The organism is Microbacterium shaanxiense, assembly GCF_054779995.1.
This window is the reverse complement of sequence record NZ_BAAGXE010000003.1, coordinates 342,623-366,719: the sequence shown is the minus strand read 5'-3', so window position 1 is coordinate 366,719 and position 24,097 is coordinate 342,623. Positions and strand designations below refer to the sequence as shown.

The 24,097-nt window shown below is 67.1% G+C and carries 19 protein-coding genes; 12 read left to right on the top strand and 7 right to left on the bottom strand.

The features are described 5' to 3' along the window. Positions 1 to 30: 30 nt before the first annotated feature. On the bottom strand, positions 31 to 924 hold the full coding sequence (locus tag ACYVG2_RS11310) for a carbohydrate ABC transporter permease (RefSeq protein ID WP_460781063.1): 894 nt from the start codon (positions 922 to 924) through the stop codon (positions 31 to 33). Continuing rightward, entirely contained in the window at positions 921 to 1,838 is a 918-nt protein-coding gene (locus ACYVG2_RS11305; RefSeq protein WP_460781062.1) for a carbohydrate ABC transporter permease, read from the bottom strand. Before ACYVG2_RS11305 ends, ACYVG2_RS11310 begins: the two co-directional genes overlap by 4 nt. Before the next feature lie 174 nt (positions 1,839 to 2,012). Here ACYVG2_RS11305 and ACYVG2_RS11300 point away from each other — a divergent pair, with 174 nt between their 5' ends. The 8 genes from ACYVG2_RS11300 to ACYVG2_RS11265 all read left to right on the top strand — a co-directional run bounded on the left by ACYVG2_RS11300 (position 2,013) and on the right by ACYVG2_RS11265 (position 12,992). Beyond that, positions 2,013 to 4,310, top strand: coding sequence for a glycoside hydrolase family 3 N-terminal domain-containing protein (locus tag ACYVG2_RS11300; protein WP_460781061.1), 2,298 nt, complete (start codon positions 2,013 to 2,015; stop codon positions 4,308 to 4,310). Between the two features lie 53 nt (positions 4,311 to 4,363). Then, a complete protein-coding gene (gene arfA / locus ACYVG2_RS11295; protein ID WP_460781059.1) occupies positions 4,364 to 5,875 on the top strand; it encodes an arabinosylfuranosidase ArfA in 1,512 nt (503 codons plus the stop codon). A 65-nt stretch (positions 5,876 to 5,940) separates the two neighbouring features. Further along, the gene (locus ACYVG2_RS11290) at positions 5,941 to 6,975 is read left to right on the top strand and encodes a helix-turn-helix domain-containing protein (protein ID WP_460781058.1); all 1,035 of its coding nucleotides are present in this window, start codon (positions 5,941 to 5,943) and stop codon (positions 6,973 to 6,975) included. Positions 6,976 to 7,196: 221 nt separating this feature from the next. After that, the gene (locus tag ACYVG2_RS11285; RefSeq protein WP_448964414.1) at positions 7,197 to 8,192 is read left to right on the top strand and encodes an ABC transporter substrate-binding protein; all 996 of its coding nucleotides are present in this window, start codon (positions 7,197 to 7,199) and stop codon (positions 8,190 to 8,192) included. A 65-nt stretch (positions 8,193 to 8,257) separates the two neighbouring features. Next, positions 8,258 to 9,832 (top strand): sugar ABC transporter ATP-binding protein, encoded by a 1,575-nt coding sequence (locus ACYVG2_RS11280; protein WP_460781057.1) that lies wholly within the window; start codon positions 8,258 to 8,260, stop codon positions 9,830 to 9,832. Further along, positions 9,829 to 10,875: an ABC transporter permease gene (locus ACYVG2_RS11275; protein WP_460781056.1), complete on the top strand. Its 1,047-nt coding sequence runs from the start codon at positions 9,829 to 9,831 to the stop codon at positions 10,873 to 10,875. The genes ACYVG2_RS11280 and ACYVG2_RS11275 overlap by 4 nt, the downstream gene beginning before the upstream one ends. Beyond that, positions 10,872 to 11,891, top strand: a complete 1,020-nt coding sequence (yjfF, locus tag ACYVG2_RS11270; RefSeq protein WP_460781055.1) for a galactofuranose ABC transporter, permease protein YjfF — start codon at positions 10,872 to 10,874, stop codon at positions 11,889 to 11,891. Before ACYVG2_RS11275 ends, yjfF begins: the two co-directional genes overlap by 4 nt. Positions 11,892 to 11,972: 81 nt before the next feature. Then, positions 11,973 to 12,992: a LacI family DNA-binding transcriptional regulator gene (locus ACYVG2_RS11265; RefSeq protein WP_460781054.1), complete on the top strand. Its 1,020-nt coding sequence runs from the start codon at positions 11,973 to 11,975 to the stop codon at positions 12,990 to 12,992. A gap of 81 nt (positions 12,993 to 13,073) precedes the next feature. Here the strand turns inward: ACYVG2_RS11265 and arfA (ACYVG2_RS11260) are convergent, their stop codons facing one another. The 5 genes from arfA (ACYVG2_RS11260) to ACYVG2_RS11240 all read right to left on the bottom strand — a co-directional run bounded on the left by arfA (ACYVG2_RS11260) (position 13,074) and on the right by ACYVG2_RS11240 (position 18,983). Beyond that, on the bottom strand, positions 13,074 to 14,597 hold the full coding sequence (gene arfA / locus ACYVG2_RS11260) for an arabinosylfuranosidase ArfA (RefSeq protein ID WP_460781053.1): 1,524 nt from the start codon (positions 14,595 to 14,597) through the stop codon (positions 13,074 to 13,076). Between the two features lie 40 nt (positions 14,598 to 14,637). After that, positions 14,638 to 15,549: a carbohydrate ABC transporter permease gene (locus tag ACYVG2_RS11255; protein WP_460781052.1), complete on the bottom strand. Its 912-nt coding sequence runs from the start codon at positions 15,547 to 15,549 to the stop codon at positions 14,638 to 14,640. Continuing rightward, entirely contained in the window at positions 15,549 to 16,508 is a 960-nt protein-coding gene (locus tag ACYVG2_RS11250) for a carbohydrate ABC transporter permease (protein ID WP_460781051.1), read from the bottom strand. Before ACYVG2_RS11250 ends, ACYVG2_RS11255 begins: the two co-directional genes overlap by 1 nt. Then, a complete protein-coding gene (locus tag ACYVG2_RS11245; protein WP_460781050.1) occupies positions 16,505 to 17,842 on the bottom strand; it encodes an extracellular solute-binding protein in 1,338 nt (445 codons plus the stop codon). The genes ACYVG2_RS11250 and ACYVG2_RS11245 overlap by 4 nt, the downstream gene beginning before the upstream one ends. 94 nt (positions 17,843 to 17,936) lie before the next feature. Continuing rightward, positions 17,937 to 18,983 (bottom strand): LacI family DNA-binding transcriptional regulator, encoded by a 1,047-nt coding sequence (locus tag ACYVG2_RS11240; protein WP_460781049.1) that lies wholly within the window; start codon positions 18,981 to 18,983, stop codon positions 17,937 to 17,939. 113 nt (positions 18,984 to 19,096) lie between these two features. Between ACYVG2_RS11240 and ACYVG2_RS11235 the strand changes: the two genes are divergently transcribed. The 4 genes from ACYVG2_RS11235 (at position 19,097) to araA (ending at position 24,077) form a co-directional block, all read left to right on the top strand. Next, entirely contained in the window at positions 19,097 to 20,116 is a 1,020-nt protein-coding gene (locus ACYVG2_RS11235) for a LacI family DNA-binding transcriptional regulator (protein WP_460781048.1), read from the top strand. A 130-nt stretch (positions 20,117 to 20,246) separates the two neighbouring features. After that, the gene (locus ACYVG2_RS11230; protein ID WP_460781047.1) at positions 20,247 to 20,966 is read left to right on the top strand and encodes an L-ribulose-5-phosphate 4-epimerase; all 720 of its coding nucleotides are present in this window, start codon (positions 20,247 to 20,249) and stop codon (positions 20,964 to 20,966) included. Next, entirely contained in the window at positions 20,963 to 22,546 is a 1,584-nt protein-coding gene (locus ACYVG2_RS11225) for a xylulokinase (RefSeq protein WP_460781046.1), read from the top strand. Before ACYVG2_RS11230 ends, ACYVG2_RS11225 begins: the two co-directional genes overlap by 4 nt. 16 nt (positions 22,547 to 22,562) lie before the next feature. Beyond that, positions 22,563 to 24,077, top strand: a complete 1,515-nt coding sequence (gene araA, locus ACYVG2_RS11220; protein WP_460781045.1) for an L-arabinose isomerase — start codon at positions 22,563 to 22,565, stop codon at positions 24,075 to 24,077. Positions 24,078 to 24,097: the final 20 nt, after the last annotated feature.

Below are 24,097 nucleotides of genomic sequence, written 5' to 3'. Positions count from 1 at the left end.
CGGGTAAGGGATAAGGAGACGGTGGGCAGATCAGCCCTTCACCGAGCCGGCGGTCATGCCTGCGACGAAGAATCGCTGGAATGCGAGGAAGAGGATCAGGATCGGGATGAGGGAGAAGAACGAGCCGATGATCAGCAGTTCGTAGTTGTTGCCATGCGGCGTCAACAGGGTGTTGAGCCCGATCGGGAGCAAGAACTTGTCGGGTGAGCGCAGCACCAGAAGGGGCCAGAGGAAGTTGTTCCAGATGGTCATCCCGTTGAGGATCGCCATGGCGGCGAAAGCGGGCTTGGCGATGGGCACGACGAGTCGGAAGAAGATGCCGAACTCGGAGACGCCGTCCACACGACCGGCTTCGAGGATCTCCTTCGGCACACCGAGGAAGTACTGCCGGAAGAAGAAGATCGTGACGGCCTGGGCCAGGAACGGCAGGACGACGATCCAGTACTGGTCCGCGGCGCCGATGTCGTTGACCTGCACGTACAGAGGCAGCATGAGCATCTCGAAGGGGATGGTCATCAGGATGATCACGAGGATGAAGCCGAGGCTCTTGCCGCGGAACTCGTACATCGCGAATCCGTACGCGACGAAGGAGCTCACCAGGAGCGTGCCGACCACCTGGACGACGGTCAGCACCAGGCTGTTCCAGAACCACTGGAAGTACATGCCGGAATCGGTGAAGAGCATCACGTAGTTGTCGAAGCTCAGTTCGGAGAAGTCGATCGAGAACGAGATGCCGTTGCGGATGACCTCGTTGCCGTCCTGGAAGGTGCCGACGAAGATCGCGAGCACCGGCACGAGCGAGATCAGTGCGATCGCGAGCAGGAAGGCGCCCTGGATGAGGGCGGCCGTCCTGCGGCTCATGCCCGGGCGAGACGCCCCGACGGTCGAGTCACGGTCGGGCCTCGTGGTTGTCTGCTGACTCATCGCGTCGATTCCTTCTTGAACGTCCCCGTGGCGGTGAGCTGGGTGAGATTGATGGCGAGCACCACGACGAGGAGCACGACGCCGACGGCGGAGGCGAAGCCGAGATCGTTCTCCTGGATGCCCTTCCGGTAGAGGTAGCCGACGATCGTGAGACCTTGATTGTTGGGGGAGTTGTTGCCGGCGTAGAGCATGAAGCTCTCCAGGAACATCGCCAGCCCGCCGTACACGCTGATGGTCGTGACGTAGACGATCGTCGGCTTGATGCCGGGAAGCGTCACGTTGAAGAACTGCTGGATCTTGCTCGCGCCGTCGATGGAGGCCGCTTCGTAGTACTCGTTCGGAATCGCCTGCATCCCGGCGAGGAAGTACATCGTGTTGACACCGGCCCAGCGCCACAGGGCGAGAAGCAGGAGCGCCGCGAGGCCCGTGAGGTCCTCGCGGAGCCAGCGCAACGGTCCGAAGCCGAGGAACTCGACGATCTGGTTCATCAGCCCCGAGTCGGTCTCGGAGAACATCAGTCGGAACACGATGCCGGCGACCACGACCGACGTCAGCGCCGGCACGAACAGCGACGACTTGAAGAAGTTCTTGATGCGGCTGCTGCCCAGCTTGGAGTTGATGATGGCCGCCAGCACCATCGGGATCGGAACGAGGATCACGAGGGTCAGCACCATGTACCGGATGCTGTTGAACATCGCCTTCCAGAACACCTGATCGCGCCAGAGCCGCTCGTAGTTCGCGGTGCCGATGAACGTCGCCTGACCGTACAGGACCTCTTGGAAGCTCATGATCACGGAGCGCCCTACCGGGACCAGCCAGAAGATGAGCAGCGTCACCAGGAACGGCAGGATGAACAGGTAGGGGGCGAGCCGCTGGTTGTAGAGCAGCTTCTTCATGCGATGCGTTTCGGCCATGGCAGTTTCTTCCTCGAACTATGCCTCTGGGACTGAACTTCTCCGTCCTCGGTTGAGAAGGCTATACTCCGGAGAGAAAATTTACAACGTTGTATTTCTGCCGCCGACATACGATCCTGAGCTGATGTCGTGCACGGATGCGAGCAGCAAGAGCCGAGGACGGAAGGCGCACCAATGACGGACGAGATCTGGCGGGATCCCCGGATCGATGTCGAGGAGAGAGTCGACGCGCTGGTCGCGGAGCTGACCGCTGAAGAGAAGATCGCTCAGCTCGGCGCGTACTGGGCCGACCAGCGCACATCGGGCGAGATCATCGCGCCGATGCAGGACGTGTTCTCCGAGGGCAGGGCGCCGTTCGAGCACGTGGTGCGCCACGGCATCGGTCAGCTCACCAGGGTCTTCGGCACCGCGCCGGTCTCGGCGCGCGACGGGATGGAACGCATCCGCGATGCGCAACGGCACCTGCTCGACACCACGCGCATCGCCATCCCCGCGATCGTGCACGAGGAATGCCTCACCGGCTTCACCACTCTCGGGGCGACGGTCTATCCGACCGCGCTCGCCTGGGGCGCCACTTTCGATCCTGAGCTGGTGGAGGAGATGGCGCGGTCGATCGGTCACGACATGTCGGTGGTCGGCGTCCATCAGGGCTTGTCCCCGGTGCTCGATGTGGCGACCGATTACCGTTGGGGCCGGGTGGAGGAGACCATGGGTGAAGACCCCTATGTGGTCGCCACGCTCGCATCCGCATACGTCGAGGGCCTGCAGGAATCCGGTGTCATCGCGACGCTGAAGCACTTCGCCGGGCATGCGACCTCGCGAGGCGGACGCAATCACGCGCCCGTCTCGATGGGGGAGCGCGAACTGCGCGATCTCGTGCTCCCGCCCTTCGAGATGGCCGTTCGCCTGGCCGGAGCGCGCAGCGTGATGAACTCCTACACCGAGACCGACCGGGTGCCGGCCGCAGCGGATCGATGGCTGCTCACGGACCTGCTCCGGGGCGAATGGGGCTTCGACGGCACGGTCGTCTCCGACTACTGGGCCGTCGCCTTCCTGAAGTCCAAGCACGCGGTCGCCGGGAGCATGGCCGAGGCGGGCCGTCTCGCCCTGCATGCCGGACTCGATGTCGAACTGCCCGACATCTCCGCGTTCCTCGCTCTGGAAGAGGATGACCCCGATCCCGAGCGCACCGCCGCCGACATCGACACGGCGCTGCGCCGCGTGCTCAGGCAGAAGATCGAACTCGGACTGCTCGACGAGGGCTGGCGGCCGGGCGAACCCGCCGACCACGACCTGGACAGCCCGGCCAACCGCGGCATCGCGCGACGAATGGCGGAGAAGTCCGTCGTCCTGCTCGAGAATCCCGCAGGTCTGCTCCCGCTTCCCCGATCGACATCGCGCATCGCGGTCATCGGACCCTGCGCCGATGATCCGAGCGCGATGATGGGGGCCTACTCGTTCCCGGTTCACGTGCTCTCCCGGCATCGGGAGCTCGGGCTCGGGCTCGACGCGTCCTCGCTCCCGGACGCCGTGCGCGCGTCCTTCCCCGGCGCGGATGTCGTCGTGGAGCGCGGCTGTCCGCTGCAGGCGCCAGGCACGCCGGAGGATCTCGCGCGCGCCGTCGACGCCGCGACGGTCGCCGACGTCGCGGTCGTCGTCGTGGGCGATCACGCCGGCATGTTCGGCAAGGGCACATCGGGCGAGGGGTCCGACGCGCCCTCCCTCGAGCTTCCCGGTGAGCAGGGCGACCTCGTCGAGGCGATCCTGGCGACGGGCACCCCCGTCGTGCTCCTCGTCCTGTCCGGTCGTCCCTATGCGCTCGGACGATTCGTCGGTCGTGCGGCCGCCATGCTGCAGGCGTTCATGCCGGGAGTCGAGGGTGCGGGGGCCCTCGCGCGCATCCTTGCGGGAGAGGTCAATCCGAGCGGCCATCTCCCGGTGCAGGTGCCGCACGGGGGCGCAGCGCTTCCGCACACCTACCTCGCACCCCCGCTCGGACAGGATGGGGACAGGATTAGCAACCTGTCGATCGCTGCCGCCTTCCCCTTCGGGCATGGCCTGTCGTACACGACCTTCGAGATCGACGACCTCGTTCTCGACCGCGCCGAGATGCCCACGGACGGCACGGTGACGGCATCGGTGACCGTGGCGAACACGGGCGACCTGGCAGGGGAGACCGTCGTGCAGCTGTACTTCGCCGATCCCGTCGCACAGGTCACGCGGCCGGTGCAGCAGCTCGTCGGCTACGCGCGGATCGCACTCGAAGCCGGTCAGAGCACACGGGTGTCGTTCACCCTGCACGCCGACCGCTTCTCGTTCACGGGCCTCTCGCGCCGCCGGATCGTCGAAGCAGGAGAGATCGTGCTCTCCGCCGGGTTCTCGGTCGGAGCCCTCGTGCGATCGCAGACGCTCGTCATGACCGGTGCCACGCGCGAAGTCGTCGACCCCGTGCTCCGAACCGAGGTCGCATGAGCGCCGACAGCAACAGCAACCCCCACGATCTCGTCACAGAAGAGGAACAGAGAATGCCCGCAGCCCATCTGACCATCGATCCGCAGTTCGTCGCGGGGCGGATCCACCGCCGACTGTTCGGAGGCTTCGTCGAGCACCTCGGCCGGCACGTCTACGACGGCATCTACGAACCGGGTCACGAGACGGCGGATGCCGAGGGCTTCCGACAGGACGTGATCGAGCTCGTCAGAGAGCTCGGCGTCTCCACGATCCGTTACCCCGGCGGGAACTTCGTCTCAGGGTTCCGCTGGGAGGACTCGGTCGGCCCCCGCGAAGAGCGTCCGCGTCGCCTCGACCTCGCCTGGCACTCCACCGAGACGAACGAGGTGGGCCTGCACGAGTTCTCCTCGTGGCTGGAGAAGGTGGGCAGCGACCTCATGCTCGCGGTGAATCTCGGCACCCGGGGCACGCTGGAGGCGCTCGACCTTCTCGAGTACACGAACATCCCCGGCGGCACCGAGCTCAGCGAGCGTCGTCGCGAGAACGGACGCGACGAGCCCTTCGCCGTGGAGATGTGGTGCCTGGGCAACGAGATGGACGGGCCCTGGCAGCTGGGGCACCGGTCGGCGGACGACTACGGCAAGCTCGCCGCACGGACCGCGAAGGGGATGCGTCAGATCGACCCCGACGTCGCGCTCGTGGTGTGCGGCTCCTCCGGTGCGCACATGCCGACATTCGGCGAGTGGGAGCGCGTGGTGCTGGGACACACGTACGACGACGTCGACTACATCTCGTGCCATGCCTACTACGAGGAGAAGAACGGAGACATCGATTCCTTCCTCGCCTCTGGTGTCGATATGGATCGCTTCATCGAGTCCGTCGTCGCGACGGCTGATCACGTCGGCGCCGTACGCGGCAGCTCCAAGCGGATCGACATCTCGTTCGACGAGTGGAACGTCTGGTACATCGATCGCTATCACGGAGTCGACAAGATCGCCGGGATCGAGAACTGGCCGGTGGCGCCGAGGATCCTCGAGGACAGCTACTCGGTGCTGGACGCGGTCGTCTTCGGTGGTCTGATGATCTCGCTGCTCAAGCACGCCGATCGTGTCACCAGTGCCTCGTTGGCTCAGCTCGTCAACGTGATCGCGCCGATCATGACCGAACCGGGCGGTCCTGCCTGGCGGCAGACCACGTTCTTCCCGTTCTCGGTCACATCGCGCCTGGCGCAGGGCGAAGCGCTCGAACTCAAACTCGAATCTCCGACGTACGAGACCGCTCGTTACGGAGAGGTCCCGCTGGTGGACGCCGTGGCGACCCACGACGCCGAGACCGGTCGCTCAGCGGTCTTCCTCGTGAACCGCAGCGTCACGGATCCGATCACGGTGACGATCGATGTCGCCGGGCTCGGAGACATCTCGGTGCTCGAGTCGCACATGCTCAGCGACGCCGACATCTACGCCAAGAACACCCTCGAGGAGCGCGAACGCGTCGCACCGCGTCCGAACGAGACGGTGTCGCTGGCAGGCGGGGCGCTGACGATCGTGCTTCCCCCCGTCTCGTGGAACGCGATCGCACTCGGATGAGGGCGGAGAACTAGAATCGACCAGGGACTTGCACCTCAAGCCGCTTGAGGTCGCAGAGTGGGGACATGAACGACACACAACACTCCCTCCACCTCATCGGTGATGTCGCACGCCGCACCGGCTTGAGCGTCAGCGCCATCCGCTACTACTCCGACGAAGGCCTCGTCGAACCCACTGACGAGACCGACGGCGGGCATCGGCTCTACGATCTGGACGCGATCGCCCGCTTCGAGTTCATCCGCACGCTGCGCGATCTCGACACCGGCCTCGAGCAGATCCGTCGCGTCCTCACCGGTGTCGTCTCGTTGCGCGATCTCCTCGCCGAACATCTCGACGTCGTGGAAGGACGTGCGAAAGAGCTCCAGGCGAAGAGAGCCGTCCTGCGCGCGCTCGTGCGCCAGGACAGCACCGCGGAACGCGCGAAGCTTCTGCAGCGTCTCGTCGCGATGTCCGACACCGAGCGTCAGCGATTGGTCGACGACTTCCTGGAGAGCGTCTCGTCCGACCTGCCGGATGCCGCGGTCGAGAAGATCCGCGACGCGCATCCCCGTCTTGCCGACGATCCCACTGCTGAGCAGCTCGATGCATGGATCAGCCTGTCGGAGCTGCTGAGAGACGAGAAGTTCCGGGAGGAGACGCGCGCGTATCTGCGTGAGACGTACGCGACCGAAGTCGGCAGGAGGATGTCGGCACCGGCCGTGCAGGAATTCATCAGCTCCGCAGGTGGCGACCTGATGCCGAAGCTCGGCGCGGCTCACGGAGCGGGCCTCGCGTCCGATGATCCACGGGTGGTTCTGCTCGCCGACCAGTTGGTCGAGCAGAGTGCGGCGGCTGGGGGCGTCGCCTCCGACGACGACCTGCGAAAGCGGTTGGCGAACGTCTACAGCCGAGTGGACGAGATCACTTCGGAGGCGCTCCAGCACGAGGGGTACCGCGCAACCGAGGGACGCTATCTCGAACTGGTCGCGATCATCAACGATCAGCCGGCCCCGGATGCGGAACTCGCCCGCGCTGCAGGCTCCGCGGACGCGGATCAGCAGCCGGAGCTGCGCCGATTCGGCCGGTGGCTCTCCGAGGCCATCCTCGCCACGATCGCCTGATCAGCGTTCGACCGAGGGCGCACTCGTCCGCTGCGAGCGGATGAGTGCGCCCTTCGTCTGCGCCGTGGGGCCGTTACCGTTTCGTTGCGCAGAGGCCGTGATCACGCTCTTGTGAGCGCTAACAGTGAGCGCTAACATTTCGATTGCGGCCACGGTGGCCGCCCGAATGCACCGCGGAGCACCAGCCGCAGCAGCTACCGGACGAACAAGGAGGTTCACCCATGAAGAAGCTCATTTCGATCGCAGCGGCCGGCGTGCTGCTGCTCGGTCTCGCCGGCTGTGCGTCCGGAGGCGACTCCGGTGGAGGCGACGCCGGCGGCGCCGGAGAAGCCAAGGCGCTCGACGAGCTGGTCGTCGGTTTCGCTCAGGTCGGGGCGGAGTCCGGATGGCGCACCGCGAACACGAAGGACATCCAGGCGGCGTTCGAAGACGCCGGCATCGAACTGAAGTTCTCGGACGCCCAGCAGAAGCAGGAGAACCAGATCAAGGCGATCCGGTCGTACATCCAGCAGGGCGTCGACTACATCGCGTTCTCCCCTGTGGTCGAGACAGGTTGGGATGCGGTGCTCAACGAGGCCAAGGCGGCAGGCATCCCCGTCATCCTCACCGACCGCGCGGTCGACTCGAAGGACGAGTCGCTGTACGTCTCGTTCCTCGGCTCGGACTTCGTCGAGGAGGGCGAGAAGGCCGGCGAATGGGCGGTCGAGGAGTTCGCTGACGCGGATTCCGTCAAGATCGTCCAGCTCGAGGGCACGACCGGCGCTGCACCTGCGATCGATCGCGCCGAAGGATTCGCGAACGTGATCGGTGAGGACGACAAGTTCGAGATCGTCGCGAGCCAGACCGGCGACTTCACCCGTGCCGGCGGCCTGCAGGTCATGGAGGCGCTGCTCAAGTCCAACCCGGACATCGACCTCGTCTACGCTCACAACGATGACATGGGTCTCGGTGCCATCGAGGCGATCGAGGCCGCCGGTCTCGTGCCGGGCGTCGACATCAAGATCATCACGGTCGATGCCGTCAAGGACGGCATGCAGGCGCTCGCCGACGGCAAGATCAACTTCATCGTCGAGTGCTCGCCCCTGCTCGGTCAGCAGCTGGTCGACATCGTGAAGACGCTGAACGACGGCGGGACCGTCGAGCCGCGTATCGTCACGGAGGAGACCACCTTCACCAAGGAGCAGGCCATCGAGGCCCTGCCCGACCGCAAGTACTGAGCGCGACCCCACCGGGAGCGGATGCGAGTCCGCTCCCGGTATCACCCCTTCGATGGAGAAGCAGGATGACTGAGCTGAGCAGGCCCGCCGCACCCGCAGCACACCCCGACCCGATCATCGAGATCCGCGACGCGTCGATCTCCTTTCCCGGTATCAAGGCGCTCGACGAGGTGTCGTTCCGGATGTTCCCCGGTGAGGTGCATTCGCTGATGGGGGAGAACGGCGCGGGCAAGTCCACTCTGATCAAGGCGCTCACCGGCGTGTACCAGATCGACTCGGGCAGCATCGTCTTCGACGGCGCGCCGGTCTCGTTCCGCAGCACGGCGCAGGCTCAGGAAGCCGGCATCAGCACCGTCTATCAGGAGGTGAATCTCCTCCCCAACCTCTCCGTCGCCGAGAACATCATGCTGGGGCGGGAGCCCCGCCGATGGGGATCCATCGATTACAGGGCGATGCGGGCGCAGAGCCGCGTCGTCCTCGACACGCTCGGCCTGGATGTCGACCCGGAATCGATGCTCGGCAGCCACTCGCTGGCGATCCAACAGCTCATCTCGATAGCTCGCGCGATCCACATCAACGCGAAGGTGCTCATCCTCGACGAGCCGACCTCGAGTCTCGACGCCGACGAGGTGGCCGAGCTCTTCCGCATCATCCGCAACCTTCGAGACGACGGCGTCGCCATCCTGTTCGTCTCGCACTTCCTCGACCAGGTCTACGAGATCGCGGATCGGCTCACCGTGCTGCGCAACGGGCGTCTCGTCGGCGAGCATCTGACACCGGAGATCCTGCGCATCGAGCTGGTGGAGAAGATGATCGGCAAGGAGATCGGCACGCTCGAGGATCTCGAGCAGCGCGTGCGCGAGAACGATCAGAGCACACCGGAGTCCGTGCCGTTCCTTCGTGCCACCGGCATCGGGAGGAAGGGCTCGGTCTCGTCCGTCGACGTGCGCATCGGCGAAGGCGAGGTGGTCGGCTTCGCCGGCCTGCTCGGCTCCGGCCGCACGGAGGTCGCGCGGCTGCTCGGCGGCATCGACAGGGCGGACACCGGCACGCTCGAGATCCTCGGCGACGGCATCCGGCTGAGAACTCCACGCCATGCGCTGTCGCGGCGCATCGCATACTCCAGCGAGAACCGTCGTGCCGAGGGGATCGTCGACGAGCTCACGGTCCGCGACAACATCATCCTCGCGCTCCAGGCCGATCGCGGCTGGTTCCGGCCCATTCCGCGCACGCGTCAGGACGAGCTCGCGCAGAGCTACATCGAAGCGCTGCACATCCGCCCGGCCAACCCCGACGCCATCGTGCGCAATCTGTCCGGCGGCAACCAGCAGAAGGTGCTGCTCGGTCGATGGCTCGCCGTCGCCCCACGGCTGCTGATCCTCGACGAACCCACCCGCGGCATCGACATCGGAGCGAAGGCCGAGATCCAGAAGCTCGTGATCAGCCTCGCCGAGAACGGCATGAGCGTGATCTTCATCAGCGCAGAGCTCGAGGAGGTTCTGCGGCTCAGCCATCGGATCGTCGTGATGCGCGACAGGCGCAAGGTCGCCGATCTGGACAACGACGACCTGACCATCGACAACCTGCTCGCGCTCATCGCCGAGGGCGATGCCGACGAGGAACTCGGAGAGACCGCATGAGTGCACTGCTGGCCCGCATCGTCTCGAGCCGCCTGTTCTGGCCCCTGGTGATGCTCGCCGTCCTGTTCCTGATCAACGTGATCGCGTTCCCCGGCTTCTTCTCGATCACCGTCCGCGACGGCAATCTCTACGGCAGCCTGATCGACATCCTGCGCAACGGCGCACCGATGATGATCGTGGCGATCGGGATGACGCTCGTCATCGCGACCAGGGGCATCGACCTCTCCGTCGGCGCCGTCGCCGCGATCGCCGGCTCCGTCGCCTGCAGCATCCTGCTCGGCGCCCCCGACCCCGCGGATCCCGGCACCGTCGCCATCGCGATCCTCACCGCGGTCCTGATCGCGCTCGTACTCGGCACCTGGAACGGATTCCTCGTCGCGGTGGTGGGGATACAGCCGATCATCGCGACGCTGATCCTGATGACCGCCGGCCGCGGGGCGGCGATGCTCATCACAGAGGGGCAGATCCTCACCGTCAACAGCGCGCCCTTCAAGGTGCTGGGTGCGGGCTTCGTCTGGGGCGTGCCGGTCGCGATCTACCTGGCCGCGGGAGTCTTCCTCATCGCGGTCCTGTTCACCAGGCGCACCGCGCTCGGGATGCTGATCGAAGCGGTCGGCATCAACCCCGAGGCCTCGCGCCAGGCTGGCGTGCGCGCGCGAGGGCTGCTGTTCCTCGTCTACATCTTCGCGGCACTGTGCGCCGCGGTGGGCGGACTCATCCTCACGGCGAACACGATGGCGGCCGACGCGAACAACGTCGCCCTCTTCATAGAGCTCGACGCCATCCTCGCGGTCGTCATCGGCGGCACCTCGCTCGCCGGTGGTCGGTATTCGCTGGTCGGCACCGTGGTCGGCGCTCTGGTCATCCAGACGCTCGTCACGACGGTCTACACCGTGGGCATCCCGCCGATCATCACCATGGTCTTCAAAGCGGTGGTCGTCACGCTCGTGTGCCTGCTGCAGTCGCCGACGACGAATGAGACGCTCGCGGCGTTCCGACGAAGACTCGCGCTGCGAGCAGGCAAGGAGGCGGTGTCGGTATGAGCACGCTGATCAAGGCACCCGCCCCCACGCATGCCCAGCGGATGCTGCAACGCACGCGCTCCGCGTTCACCAGCCCGAAGTACGGGCCCGTGCTCGTGACCGCGATCCTGTTCGTCGTGGTGTTCGTCGCCGGCGGGATCCGCTATCCGGGATTCTTCGCGGGTCAGGTGATCCTCAACCTGTTCGTGGACAACGCCTATCTGATCGTCCTGGCCGTCGGAATGACCTTCGTCATCCTCACCGGTGGCATCGATCTCTCGGTCGGCGCGGTGGTGGCACTGTCGACGATGATGGTCGCGAGCCTGCTGCAGAGCGGTGTGCCCGCGGTCATCGTCATCCCCGTCATCATCGTCGCGACGACCGTGCTGGGGTTGCTGGTGGGATTGATGGTGCACCACTTCAAGGTGCAGCCGTTCATCGCGACGCTCGCCGCGATGTTCCTCGCCCGCGGCCTCTGCTACGTCATCAGCCAGAGCTCCATCTCGATCTCCGACGAGTCGTTCATCGCGCTCGCCGTGTCGCGCATCCCTCTCGGCGGCGGCATGTCGATCACGTGGAGCGTGGTGATCGCGCTGGTGATCGTGGCGGTCGCGGTGTGGACGCTGCACCGGACGCGTTTCGGTCGCACGGTGTACGCGATCGGCGGCGGCGAGCACAGTGCGCAGCTGATGGGTCTCCCCGTGGCCCGCACCAAGGTGCTCGTGTACGCCGTGAGCGGCCTCTGCTCGGGGCTGGCCGGCATCCTGTTCTCCTTCTACACGCTCTCCGGCTACCCGCTCACGGCGATCGGCACAGAGCTCGACGCGATCGCCGCGGTCGTGATCGGAGGCACGCTCCTCGCCGGCGGATACGGCTTCGTGCTGGGGTCCGTGCTGGGTGTGCTCGTGCTGGGGATCATCCAGACGATCATCACGTTCGAGGGCACGCTGTCATCGTGGTGGACGAAGATCTTCATCGGCGCGCTGCTGCTCGCATTCATCGGATTGCAGCGCGTGCTCACCAGGCGCAAGACGTGACGGCACGGAGTGCAGGGCTCCCGACACGATAATGGGGGTACGGAGCGCGTCCGAGGACGCCAGAGGGAGCAGGCGGGGCCGGTGAGTCCGAACGACGATCAGTCGCACAGCGCGACAACGATCTTCGATGTCGCGCGTCTGGCCGGAGTCTCGCACCAGACCGTCTCGCGGGTGCTGAACAATCTGCCCAATGTGCGCGCTAGCACCAGGGAGCGCGTCGAGCAGGCGATCCGTCAGCTGCACTACGTGCCCTCGCAGGCGGCGCGGGCGCTGGTCACGCGACGCTCGCGCACGATCGGCCTCGTGGCGACGGGCCTGCCCGATTTCGGTCCGTCCAGCATCGTGCTGAGCTTCAACCAGTCCGCGCGGGCAGCCGGCTACGCGGTGATCTCCACGAATCCGGCCGACATCGAGGGCTCCACGCTGCGCTCATCCGCCGAGATGCTGATCAGGCAGAGCGTGGAGGCGATCGTGCTGCTGGCGGCCGAACGCGGCGTCCTCGACGCGTTCGACGGCTGGGAGCTCGGAGTCCCGCTCATCTCCATCGCCTCGGAGGCGCGAGGGCGCGGAGTGCGTGTGAGCCTCGACCAGTACGGCGGCGCGCGTCGCGCCGTGGCGCACCTGCAGGAGCTCGGCCATCAGGACATCGTGCATCTCGCTGGACCGGCCGGGTCGATGGATGCCGAGGAGCGGCTGCGCGGGTGGAAGGACGCGCTGGTCGCCGCCGGTCTGCCCGTCGAAGATCCGCTGCGCGGCGACTGGTCGTCCGAGTCCGGTCATCGCATCGGCCGCGAACTGCTGGCCGTCCGCACTCCCGAAGCGGTCTTCGTAGGCAACGACCAGATGGCGCTCGGCTTCCTGCATGCGCTTCAGGATGCCGGTGTCCGTGTGCCGGAGGACGTCAGCGTCGTCGGTTTCGACGACGTGCCCGATTCCGCCCACTTCACCCCGCCGCTGACGACGGTGCGGCAGGACTTCACCGCGCTCGGCCAGGAGGCGATGGCCGCCGTGCTCGCGCAGCTCACGGACGAGGGCTCGCCGGTGGCGAGCACGATGCAGATCCCGCAGCTCGTCGTCCGGGCGAGTGCTGCCCGTCGCTGACGCGGAAGAGGCCGTTCGAGTCGCGCAGAGCGCGGCATCCGCTGCGGAGGCATATCCGCGCGACTCGAACAGGGGATCGCCTCAGCTCAGTTCGATCACCGACCACGACAGCGGAGGCAGTGTCGCGCGGACCGCGCCGTCGACGACCTCAGCGGCGGTCAGCGGCACCATGCGCACGGTATCAGGGCTGGTCTCGAGGTTCGCCGTGTGGCGATCCCCGGCCTCAGGGACGGTCAATGTCTCGGCGTTCGTGACGCGAAGATCGCCGAGCCCGCGCAGATCGATGGTGAGGTCGTTCGACTCCTCCAGTGAGCGGTTCGCCACGAAGACGACCAGTCGCCCTGTCTCCTCGTCCCAGGTCGCCGCGGCGTCGACCGCGTCGACGTCTCCGTAGCGCTTCGTGCTGATCTGCGACGACGAGACCGCAAGGCGAAGGATCTGCCCGGTGGCGAGGCGCGCCATCCGCTCGAAGGGCCAGAACGTCGACTGCCGCCAGGCTGCCCCGCCCTCCTCGGATCGGATCGGCGCGATGACGTTGACCAGCTGCGCCTGGTTGGCGATACGCACGCGGTCGCCGTGGCGCAGCAGGCTGTTGAGGAAGGTTCCCACGACGACGGCATCCGTCACGGAGTAGGTGTCCTCGATCAGGCGGGGGTGCGTGCGCCACGACTTCGACACCTGATGCGGCTGGTCCTCGGTGTCGAGTCCCGACTGGTACCAGACGTTCCACTCGTCGAACGAGATGTCGACCTGCTTCGTGTGCTTGCCCGCGGCCTTCACAGCGTCGATCGTCGCGACCACGCCCTCGATGAAGGCATCCATCTCGACGGCCTCGGCGAGGAACGACTCGGCGTCGCCGTCGTGCTCCTGGTAGTACGCGTGCATCGAGATGTAGTCGACCTCGTCGTAGGCGTGCGTGAGCACGGTGTGCTCCCACGTACCGAACGTCGGCATCTGCCTGTTCGACGACCCGACCGCTACGAGCTCGATCGAGTCATCGACGAGCTTCATCGCCTTCGCGGTCTCCTGCGCGAGACGCCCGTACTCCGCGGCCGTCTTGTGCCCGATCTGCCACGGGCCGTCGAGCTCGTTGCCCAGGCACCACAGCTTGATGTCGAACGGATCGGCCGCGCCGTTCTTGCGGCGCAGGTCCGACCAGTACGTGCCGCCGGGGTGGTTGGCGTACTCCACGAGAGCACGCGCCTCCTCGACGCCGCGCGTGCCCAGGTTGATGGCCTCCATGATCTCGACGTCGGCGTCGCGCGCCCAGTCCACGAACTCGTGCAGGCCGAACGCGTTGGTCTCGATCGTGTGCCAGGCGCCGTCGATGCGCGTCGGGCGGTCGGCCGCAGGTCCGACGCCGTCCTCCCACAGGTAGCCGGAGACGAAGTTGCCACCGGGGTAGCGGATGACCGTCGGGCCCATCTCCTTGACGAGCGAGAGCACGTCCTTGCGGAAGCCGCGCTCGTCGGCCATCGGATGGCCCGGCTCGTAGATGCCGGTGTACACGCAGCGGCCCATGTGCTCGACGAACGAGCCGAAGAGCCTGCGCGGCACGTCGGCGATCGTGTAGTCGCGGTCGATGGTGATACGGGCGTGGGACATTGCTCTCCTTGTTTCTGGCTGGATGCCGGGTGGTGACGGACTACTGACCGCCGAAGCCGCTGGTCGCGACTCCCTTGACGATCTGCTTCTGGAAGATGATGAACACGATGATGAGCGGGAGGGCGGCGAGCACCGCCTGCGCCATGACCTGCGCGTACTGCACGCCGTAGGCGCTGATCACGGTCTGAAGACCCACCGGCAGCGTCATCAGGGTGGTGTCGTTGATGACCAGGAAAGGCCACAGGAAGTTGTTCCACGCTCCGATGAACACGAAGATCGCCACCGACGCGAGGATCGGACGCGACAGCGGGAGGACGATCGACCAGAAGATTCGGAACCTGCTCGCGCCGTCGACGCGTGCGGCGTCCTCGAGCTCGATGGGGATCGCGTCGAAGAACCGCTTCAGGATGAACACCATCGCCGGCGCGACCACCTGCGGCAGGATGAGGCCCCAATGCGTGTCGATCATGTTGAAGGTCAGCATCTGGTAGAACAGCGGGATGATCAGCACCTGGGGCGGCACGATGATCGACGCGATCACGACGACGAACATCCACTTGCGTCCGGTGAAGTCCATCCGCGAGAACGCGTAGGCCGCGAGTGCCGAGATCGCCAGTGTGATGAGCGTGATCGCTGCCGAGGTCCACAGGCTGTTGAACGCCCAGGTGTAGACGTTGCCCTGCGAGAGGATCGCGGTGAAGGCCTCGACGGTGGGACCGGTCGCACCGATCCACGAAGGGTCGCCGGAAGCGGCATCCGTCTCGGTCTTGAACGCCGTGGCGATCGCCCAGAGGAACGGCAGCAGCCAGCCGATGGCGAGCAGGGCGAGCACCACGAATGCGGTGACGCGCAGCAGTCCGAACGGCTTCTGGCCGGGCAGATGCGGACGACGGCGGCGACGCGCGCCGGGTGCGGTGATCGCCTGGGTGTGAGAGAGAGTGGCGGTGGACATCACAGCTCCTTCCGGCGACGCGAGACCAGGGCCTGCGCGACGCCGATGATGACGATGAGGGCGAAGAACACGTACGAGATGGCGGCCGAGTACCCGAACCGGTAGTTCACGAAGCCGGCTTCGTAGATGTACTGCACGATCGAGCGGGTGGTGTCGCTCGCGACGCCGCCGAGCATCTGATAGGCCTGATCGAACAGCTTCAGCGAGGCGAGGATCTGCAGGATGAGGATGAGCACGGTGGCCGGTCCCAGCTGCGGCAACGTGATCGACCAGAACTGACGCCAGGGCCCCGCACCGTCGAGCGACGCCGCCTCGTACTGCTGCGGCGGGATGTTCTGCATGGCCGCGAGGTAGAGCAGGAAGTTGAATCCGACCGTCCACCACACCGTCGCGATCACGATCGACAGCATGTTCGTGTCCGGATTCTGCAGCCAGGCGAGCGGCTCGAGTCCGAGGGCTTCGAGGATGTTGTTCGCCGCACCGATCTGCGGGTTGAAGATCCACACCCAGATCTGCGAGATCACGGTGGATGCCAGCAGGTACGGCATGAAGAACGACAGTCGCCAGAGCCACTGGCCGGGCAGGCCCCGGTCGACGAGCGCCGCCATGAGCAGCGCGATCACGACGAGCGGCACTGTGGAGAGCAGCGTGAACCACACGGTGTTCCACATCGACTGCCACATCACGGGATCCGTCAGTGCCTCGCCGTAGTTGGCGAAGCCGACGAACGACCCACCGGCTCCGGTCAGGGACTGGTCGGTGAAGCTGAGGTAGATGCCGTGCACGATCGGCCACACGAGGAACAGCGCGAATGCGATGAGGAACGGGGCGAGGAACGCCCAGCTGATGAGCTGCTCACGATTGCGGCTGCCCGCGCGGCGGGCAGGGACGGCGGATGCGGCGGAGCCGGTGACGATCGTACGGGTGGCGGCGCCGGATGCGGTGGCAGAGGTCGTCATGGCTTCCACGTCCCTTCGGGGTCGGCCGGATTCGGTTGAGTGAGTATGGTGTTCACGCGCGCCTCGAAGCGGTCTATCGCCGCGGCAGGGTCGTCGCCGCTGAGCAGCACGCCCTGCACAGCGGCGCCGAAGTCCTCCTGCACGCTGGAGCCCGATCCGGTGAACCACGCCGACGGGTCGTAGACGACGTGCTCCGCGGCCTCGGCGTAGTTCGCCTGGGGGATCAGTTCGGCGTACTCCGGGGATTCGGTGACCGGCAGGAATGCCGGGATGTGCCCTGCTTCGGCCCAGCCGAACGAGCCCTTCAGCACATCGGCCACGAACTGGTAGGTCAGCTCGCGCTTGGCCTCGTCGGCGTTCGCCTGGTGGGGGAGGACGAACGAGTGGGAGTCGGCGTACACGGCCGGGGTGCCGTAGAGGGTCGGGATCATCGCGGCGTCGAACGGGATGCCCGCGTTCTGCATCGTGCGCAGCTCCCAGACGCCGGTGAAGAGCATGCCGCTCTTGCCGGTGGCGAACTCGGCGATCGCCGATCCGTAGTCGTTCTGGGCCGCGGCGATCTCGCCGTCGAGCAGGGATTGCATGAAGGTGAGCGACTCGACAGCGGCATCCTTGTCGATCACGGCCTTGCCGCCGAGGGGGAGCTCCATGGCGAGACCGTGCTGCGCGTAGAGGCCGTAGAACAGTCGCCACATCTGGGCGCCGTCACCGAGGTACCCGTACGACAGCGCGTGCCCTTCGGCTGAGCCGCTGACAGCGCGGAGCTGGTCGACGAACTCCTCGGGAGAGCTCGTCTCCCGTAGGCGACCGTCGGTGTCGAGCACTCCCGCCGCATCGCAGACATCGGTGTTGAACATCATGACGAACGGATGGGCATCGAGCGCGACGCTGAAGAGCCTGTCTCCGACGAAACCCTTCTCCCAGATCGGGGCGGGGAAGGTGCTCTTGTCGACACCGAGATCCGCGAGTCGATCGAGATCCCAATCGTCGAGGAGGCCGCCCGGCGCCCATCCGTTGACGCGGGTGGCGTGCATGATCGCGACGTCCGGAGCGCGCCCACCGGCACCCGCCATGGCGAGCTTCGTGTAGTACGGCGTTCCCCAGGCGAGCACGGTCGGGCGGATGCGATACGCGTCCTGCGCGCCGTTGACTCCGTCGAGCAGGGACGACATCGTGACGCCGTCACCGCCGCTCAGAAGATGCCAGAACTGCAGGGTCTGAGTGCTGTCGCCGATCGCGGAACCGGGAGCGCACCCTGCGAGCAGGGCTGCGCCGGCGGCCAGCGAACTGGCGGTGAGGAATTGTCGGCGGGACAGATCGAGCGGGGGTGTCATCGTCACTCCTTCGTGACCGGGGGTTGGCGTCTACATGATTACATCGCAGTAATCAGGATGCAAGGACACGCCGAAGATCGGTGGCGCCGCCCGCTCAGCCGCGGTCGGCTGGCGATGGCCGTGCGGTGCTCGCGCGTTCGACGACGCGGTGCGCGAGCGTGCGCGATCGCGGCGCGGCCGATCGATCGATCATCCTCGACTCGAGCAGATCGAGAACGGCATCCGCGAACGCGCCGCGATCGAAGGCGACAGTCGTGAGGGAGGGCGAGGTGAACTCCGAGATCTCCACGTCGTCGAAGCCGGTCATCATCACGTCCTCCGGCACGCGGATGCCGTGCTCATGGAGGGCGTGCAGTGCGCCGACGGCCAGTGAATCCGTGAACGCCACGACGGCGTCGAACGCGACATCGCGGGCCAGCAGCTCGCGCGCGCCATCGGCACCGGATGCCATGGACCACGGCAGGCGATTGACCTCCAGACGCGGATCGCGGGGGATCCCGACCTCCCGGAGGGCATCGTGCACACCTTCCAGGCGAAGCCGACTGGTGGCGGTCGCGAACGATGCGTCATCGTCGCCGCCGATCACCGCGATCCGCTCGGCGCCGCGCGAGAGCAAGTGGCGAGTGGCATCCGCGGCGGCGAGCCGGCTGTCGATGCGCACATGATCGGCCCGGTTCTGCTCCACCTCACCGATCACGACCAGGGGCGGCAGTCGGTCCGCATAGCGGATGACGCTGTCCTCGAGGCGGATCGGGTTGAGGATCAGGCCGTCGATCAGATGCGAGCGGGCGCGTGCGAGCAGTTCTCGCTCGCGCTCCGGCGTCGCGGCGGTCTCCTCGATCTGCACGGCGAGCCCCCGGCCGTGGGCGGCATCGACGATCCGATGCAGCAGCTCGGCCGAGTACGCGGTGGCGAGATCGGGAAGGGCGAGGGCGATGGTGCCCGAGCGTCCGCTGCGCAGCCCTCTGGCGTTGAGGTTGGGGACGAAGTCGAGCTTCTGCATCGCGGCCTCGACGCGGGTCCTGGTCTCTTCGCGGACGGGCACCGCGCCTGTCACGACGTTGGACACCGTCTTCTGCGAGACGCCGGCGAGAGCGGCGACGTCCTTCATCGTCGCAGGGGGCGGCGCCGGCGATGTCATGCCGCAAGCTTAGTCGCGACGCTCGCGTTCTCCTGGATTACCACGATGTAATCCCTTCGGATGGAGTGGAGCGCGAAGCATCCGCCCGCTGCGCACGCCGTACACTCGTCCGCGTGACCGAGTCGAGCAGCTCCCAGGCGCGGGTGCGCGCTGTCGGCGTCCGTGACGTCGCCGCGCTCGCCGGGGTCTCCAGGCAGACCGTCTCGCGGGTGCTCAACGATCATCCCGATGTCGCCGCAGACACGAAGGCGCGCGTCGAACAGGCGATGGTCGAGCTCGGGTACCGACTGAACAACGCAGCCAGGGCACTCGGCACCCGCCGCTCGCGCACGCTCGGGGTGCTGGCCTCCGATGCGCTGCAGTACGGGCCGTCCCGCAGCATCGCGGCGATCGAGAACGCGGCCCGTGCGGCGGGGTACTGGGTGAGCGCAGCGTTCGCCGACGCGGGCGACGACGAGTCGGTCGTCTCTGCGCTCGAGCACCTCGTCACGCAGGGTGTGGAAGGCATCGTCGTCGTCGCCCCGCACGCTCGCACCCTCCACGCCCTCGACACCCTGCCCGTCGGTGTGCCGGTGCTCACACTGCACTCCGCCGGTCGTGGGACGCGGGGGCTCTCGGTCGACCAGGCAGCCGGTGCGCGTCTGGCCGTCGCAGCGCTGGCGGATGCCGGACACCGACGCATCGCGCACCTCGCCGGTCCTGCCGACTGGCTGGAGGCCGAGTCCAGGGCCGAGGGGTATGCGGCGGAGCTGGCCCATCGTGCGCTCGAGCCGGCCCTGGTGGTGGCGGGGGATTGGACCGCGCGCTCCGGTTACGAGGCCGCGCGTGCCGTGCTGACTTCACGTTCCACTGCGGTGTTCGCGGCGAACGATCAGATGGCTCTGGGGCTTCTCGGTGGCCTGCACGAGGCGGGGGTCGCCGTGCCGGCCGAGATCAGTGTCGTCGGCTTCGATGACGTTCCCGACGCGGCCTACTACTGGCCACGACTCACGACCGTGCGGCAGGATTTCGAGGAGCTCGCCCGTCGAGCGGTCGCCACCCTCATCGGAAGCACCGATGCCGCGGCATCCGACCTCGCGCCCGTCGCTCCCGTCCTGATCGCACGCGAGTCCGTCGCACCGCCGCCGGCATAGTCGACCCGCCGCCGGCCGTTTCGTCGGATATCCACGCTCATCTGCCTGCGGGTCGGCTGACCTTGACGACCACCTCTGAAACTGCTTAGGCTGACTGTGACCGGTCACAGCCCTGATCAACGAGGAACCCGTGAGCAACGACGCACCCGCATTCACCCCCGAGGTCGAAGCCTCCATCGCCGCCGTCCGAACCGACGTCGCCGCACTGCATGGCGAGCTCGTCCGAGGCGGACTCGTCGTGTGGACCGGCGGCAACGTCTCCGGCCGGGTTCCCGGCGCCGATCTGTTCGTGATCAAGCCGTCCGGCGTGAGCTACGACGACCTCGCGCCCGAGAACATGATCCTGTGCGACCTCGACGGCGTCGCGGTCCCCGGCAGCGAGGGCAGCGAACGAGCGCCTTCCAGCGACACCGCCGCTCACGCCTACGTGTACCGGCACATGCCCGACGTCGGCGGCGTGGTGCACACGCACTCGACGTTCGCGGTCGCCTGGGCAGCGCGCGGCGAGGAGATCCCCTGCGTCATCACCGCGATGGCCGACGAGTTCGGCGGCCCGATCCCGGTCGGCCCCTTCGCGATCATCGGCGACGATTCGATCGGCCGCGGCGTCGTGGAGACGCTCAGCGGTCACCGCTCGCGCGCCGTGCTGATGCAGAACCACGGGCCCTTCACGGTCGGCGTGAACGCCAAGGATGCCGTGAAGGCCGCGGTCATGGTGGAGGACGTCGCCCGCACCGTGCACTATGCCCGCGAGGCGGGCCCGCTGATCCCGATCCCGCAGGACGCGATCGACAGTCTCTACGACCGCTACCAGAACGTGTACGGCCAGAGCGGAGACACCCGGCGATGAGTGCCCGTGACGACATTCTCGAGGGACGCACCAGCCTCGGCATCGAACTCGGTTCCACCCGCATCAAGGCGTGCCTGATCGGAAGCGAAGCCACCGAGGTGCTCGCGACAGGATCGTTCGCGTGGGAGAACCGCCTCGAGGGAGGGCTCTGGACCTACGCGCTGGACGAGGTCTGGCAGGGGCTGCAGGCAGCATTCGCCGACCTCATCGCCGATGCCGAGACGCAGCACGGCGTACGACCCGAGACCTTCGGCGCCATCGGCATCTCGGCGATGATGCACGGCTATCTCGCCTTCGATGCTGCGGGCGAGCTTCTCGTGCCGTTTCGCACCTGGCGCAACACCAACACCGGTGTCGCGGCCGCCGAGCTCACCGGGCTGCTCGGCGTGAACATCCCGCTGCGCTGGTCGATCGCGCACCTGCACCAGGCGGTGATCGATGAGGAGCCGCACGTGCCGCAGCTCGACTTCGTCACGACGCTCGCCGGCTACGTGCACAGCGCGCTCACGGGCGAGCGGGTGCTCGGCGTCGGCGACGCGTCCGGCATGTTCCCGATCGATTCGGCCACCTGCGACTACGACGCGGGGATGCTGGACGCCTACGCCGTCCTCGCCGCCGACCGTCTGCCCGCACCCCTCGGCGAGCTGTTCCCCCGAGTGCTGCCCGCGGGTGCCCCGGCCGGCACTCTGACCGCAGCGGGGGCGGCACTGCTGGATCCGACGGGCGCTCTGCGCCCCGGCATCCCGCTCTGCCCGCCGGAGGGCGATGCGGGAACAGGCATGGTCGCGACCAATTCGGTGGCTCAGCGCACCGGCAACGTGTCGGCCGGCACGAGCATCTTCGCGATGGTCGTGCTCGAGCGACCGCTCACGAGCGTGCACCACGAACTCGACCTCGTGACGACCCCGGCCGGTGATGCCGTCGCCATGGTGCACTGCAACAACGGCGCGAGCGAACTCGCTGCCTGGGCTGGGCTGTTCACGCGCTTCTCGGCAGCCGCAGGGCAGCCCCTCGACGAAGACGCGGTCTTCGATGCGCTGCTGCGTGAAGCGCTCGAGGGCGAAGCGGATGCCGGTGGCCTGCTGGCGTACAACCATCTCGCCGGCGAGCCGATCGCGGGTCTCGATCAGGGCCGGCCGCTGTTCGTGCGCACGCCCGACAGCGACTTCTCGCTCGCGAACTTCATGCGCGCGCAGGTGTACGGCGTGTTCGGCACGCTGGCGCTGGGCATGCAGGTGCTCGAGGCGGAGGGCGTGGTCATCGACCGCATGTTCGCGCACGGTGGCATGTTCCGCACCGCAGGCGTCGCGCAGCGCTTCCTCGCCGGTGCTCTCGGTGCGCCGGTCGCGGTCGGGGAACTCGCTTCCGAGGGAGGCGCGTGGGGCATCGCCGTACTGGCGTCGTATCTCGCGCACGCCGATGACGTGACTCTGGGCGCCTACCTCGACGAGCGGGTGTTCGCCGCGGCGTCCCTCTCCGCTGTCGCCCCCGACTCTTCGGATGCCGTCGGGTTCTCCACCTACCTCGCCCGCTATCGCGCCGGGCTCGCCATCGAGTCGGCCGCTGTCGACTCCCTCTGATCTCAAAGGACACGCCATGTCATTGACCACCTCCCTCGACGCCTACGAGGTCTGGTTCCTCACCGGAAGTCAGCACCTGTACGGTCCTGAGACGCTCGCGCAGGTCGCCGAGCAGTCGCGCGGGATCGCCGAGACGCTGGATGCCGCATCCGACGTTCCCGTCCGCATCGTATGGAAGCCGGTGCTGACCGACTCCGCCGCGATCAAGCGCATCGCGCTCGAGGCCAACGCCGACGACCGCGTCATCGGACTCGTCGCGTGGATGCACACCTTCAGCCCCGCCAAGATGTGGATCGCGGGCCTCGATGCCCTGCAGAAGCCGCTGGCGCACCTGCACACGCAGGCGAACGTCGAGCTGCCGTGGGCCGACATCGACTTCGACTTCATGAACCTCAACCAGGCCGCCCACGGCGACCGCGAGTTCGGGTACATCCAGACGCGCCTCCGCGTGCCGCGCAAGACCGTCGTCGGCCACGCGAGCGACCCGCGCGTGCAGAGGGAGCTCGGCACCTGGCAGCGCGCCGCGGCAGGCCTCGCGGCATCGCGCAGCCTCAAGCTCGCGCGCTTCGGCGACAACATGCGCTTCGTCGCCGTCACCGAGGGCGACAAGACCGAGGCCGAGCTGCGCTTCGGCGTGCAGGTCAACACCTGGGGCGTGAACGACTTGGCGGATGCTGTCGCCGCGGCATCCTCGTCGGCCATCGACGCGCTCGTCGCCGAGTACGAGGAGCTCTACGAGGTCGTGCCTGAGCTGCGCAAGGGTGGCGAGCGGCACCAGTCGCTGCGCGACGGAGCAGCGATCGAGATCGGGCTGCGGTCGTTCCTGGAAGAGGGCGGGTTCGGCGCCTTCACCACGTCGTTCGAAGACCTCGGCGACCTGAAGCAGCTGCCGGGTCTCGCCGTGCAGCGGCTCATGGCCGAGGGGTACGGCTTCGGCGCGGAGGGCGACTGGAAGACGGCAGTGCTCGTGCGCATCGCGAACGTGATGGGTGCAGGACTCCCCGGCGGTGCCAGCCTCATGGAGGACTACACCTACGACATGACCCCCGGCGACGAGCTCATCCTCGGCGCGCACATGCTCGAGGTGTCGCCGTCGCTGACCACCGCGAAGCCCACGCTCGAGATCCACCCGCTCGGCATCGGCGGCAAGGACGACCCGGTGCGCCTGGTCTTCACCGCAGACCCCGGCCCCGCCGTCGTCGTGGCGATGAGCGACATGCGCGACCGCTTCCGCCTCACCGCGAACGTGGTCGAGAACGTCGAGCCGCGCGCCGCTCTCCCGAACCTCCCCGTCGGCCGTGCCGTCTGGAAGCCCGCACCCGACTTCAACACCAGCGCCGCCGCCTGGCTGACCGCGGGTGCCGCGCACCACACGGTCATGTCGACAGCCGTCGGGCTCGAGGCGTTCCGCGACTTCGCCGAGATGGCGGAGGTCGAACTGCTCGTGATCGACGACGACACCACGCTGCCCGAGTTCCAGAAGCAGGTGCGCTGGAACCAGGCCTACTACCGCCTGGCGCAGGGCCTGTGAACCGGCCCGCTATCGTCGAG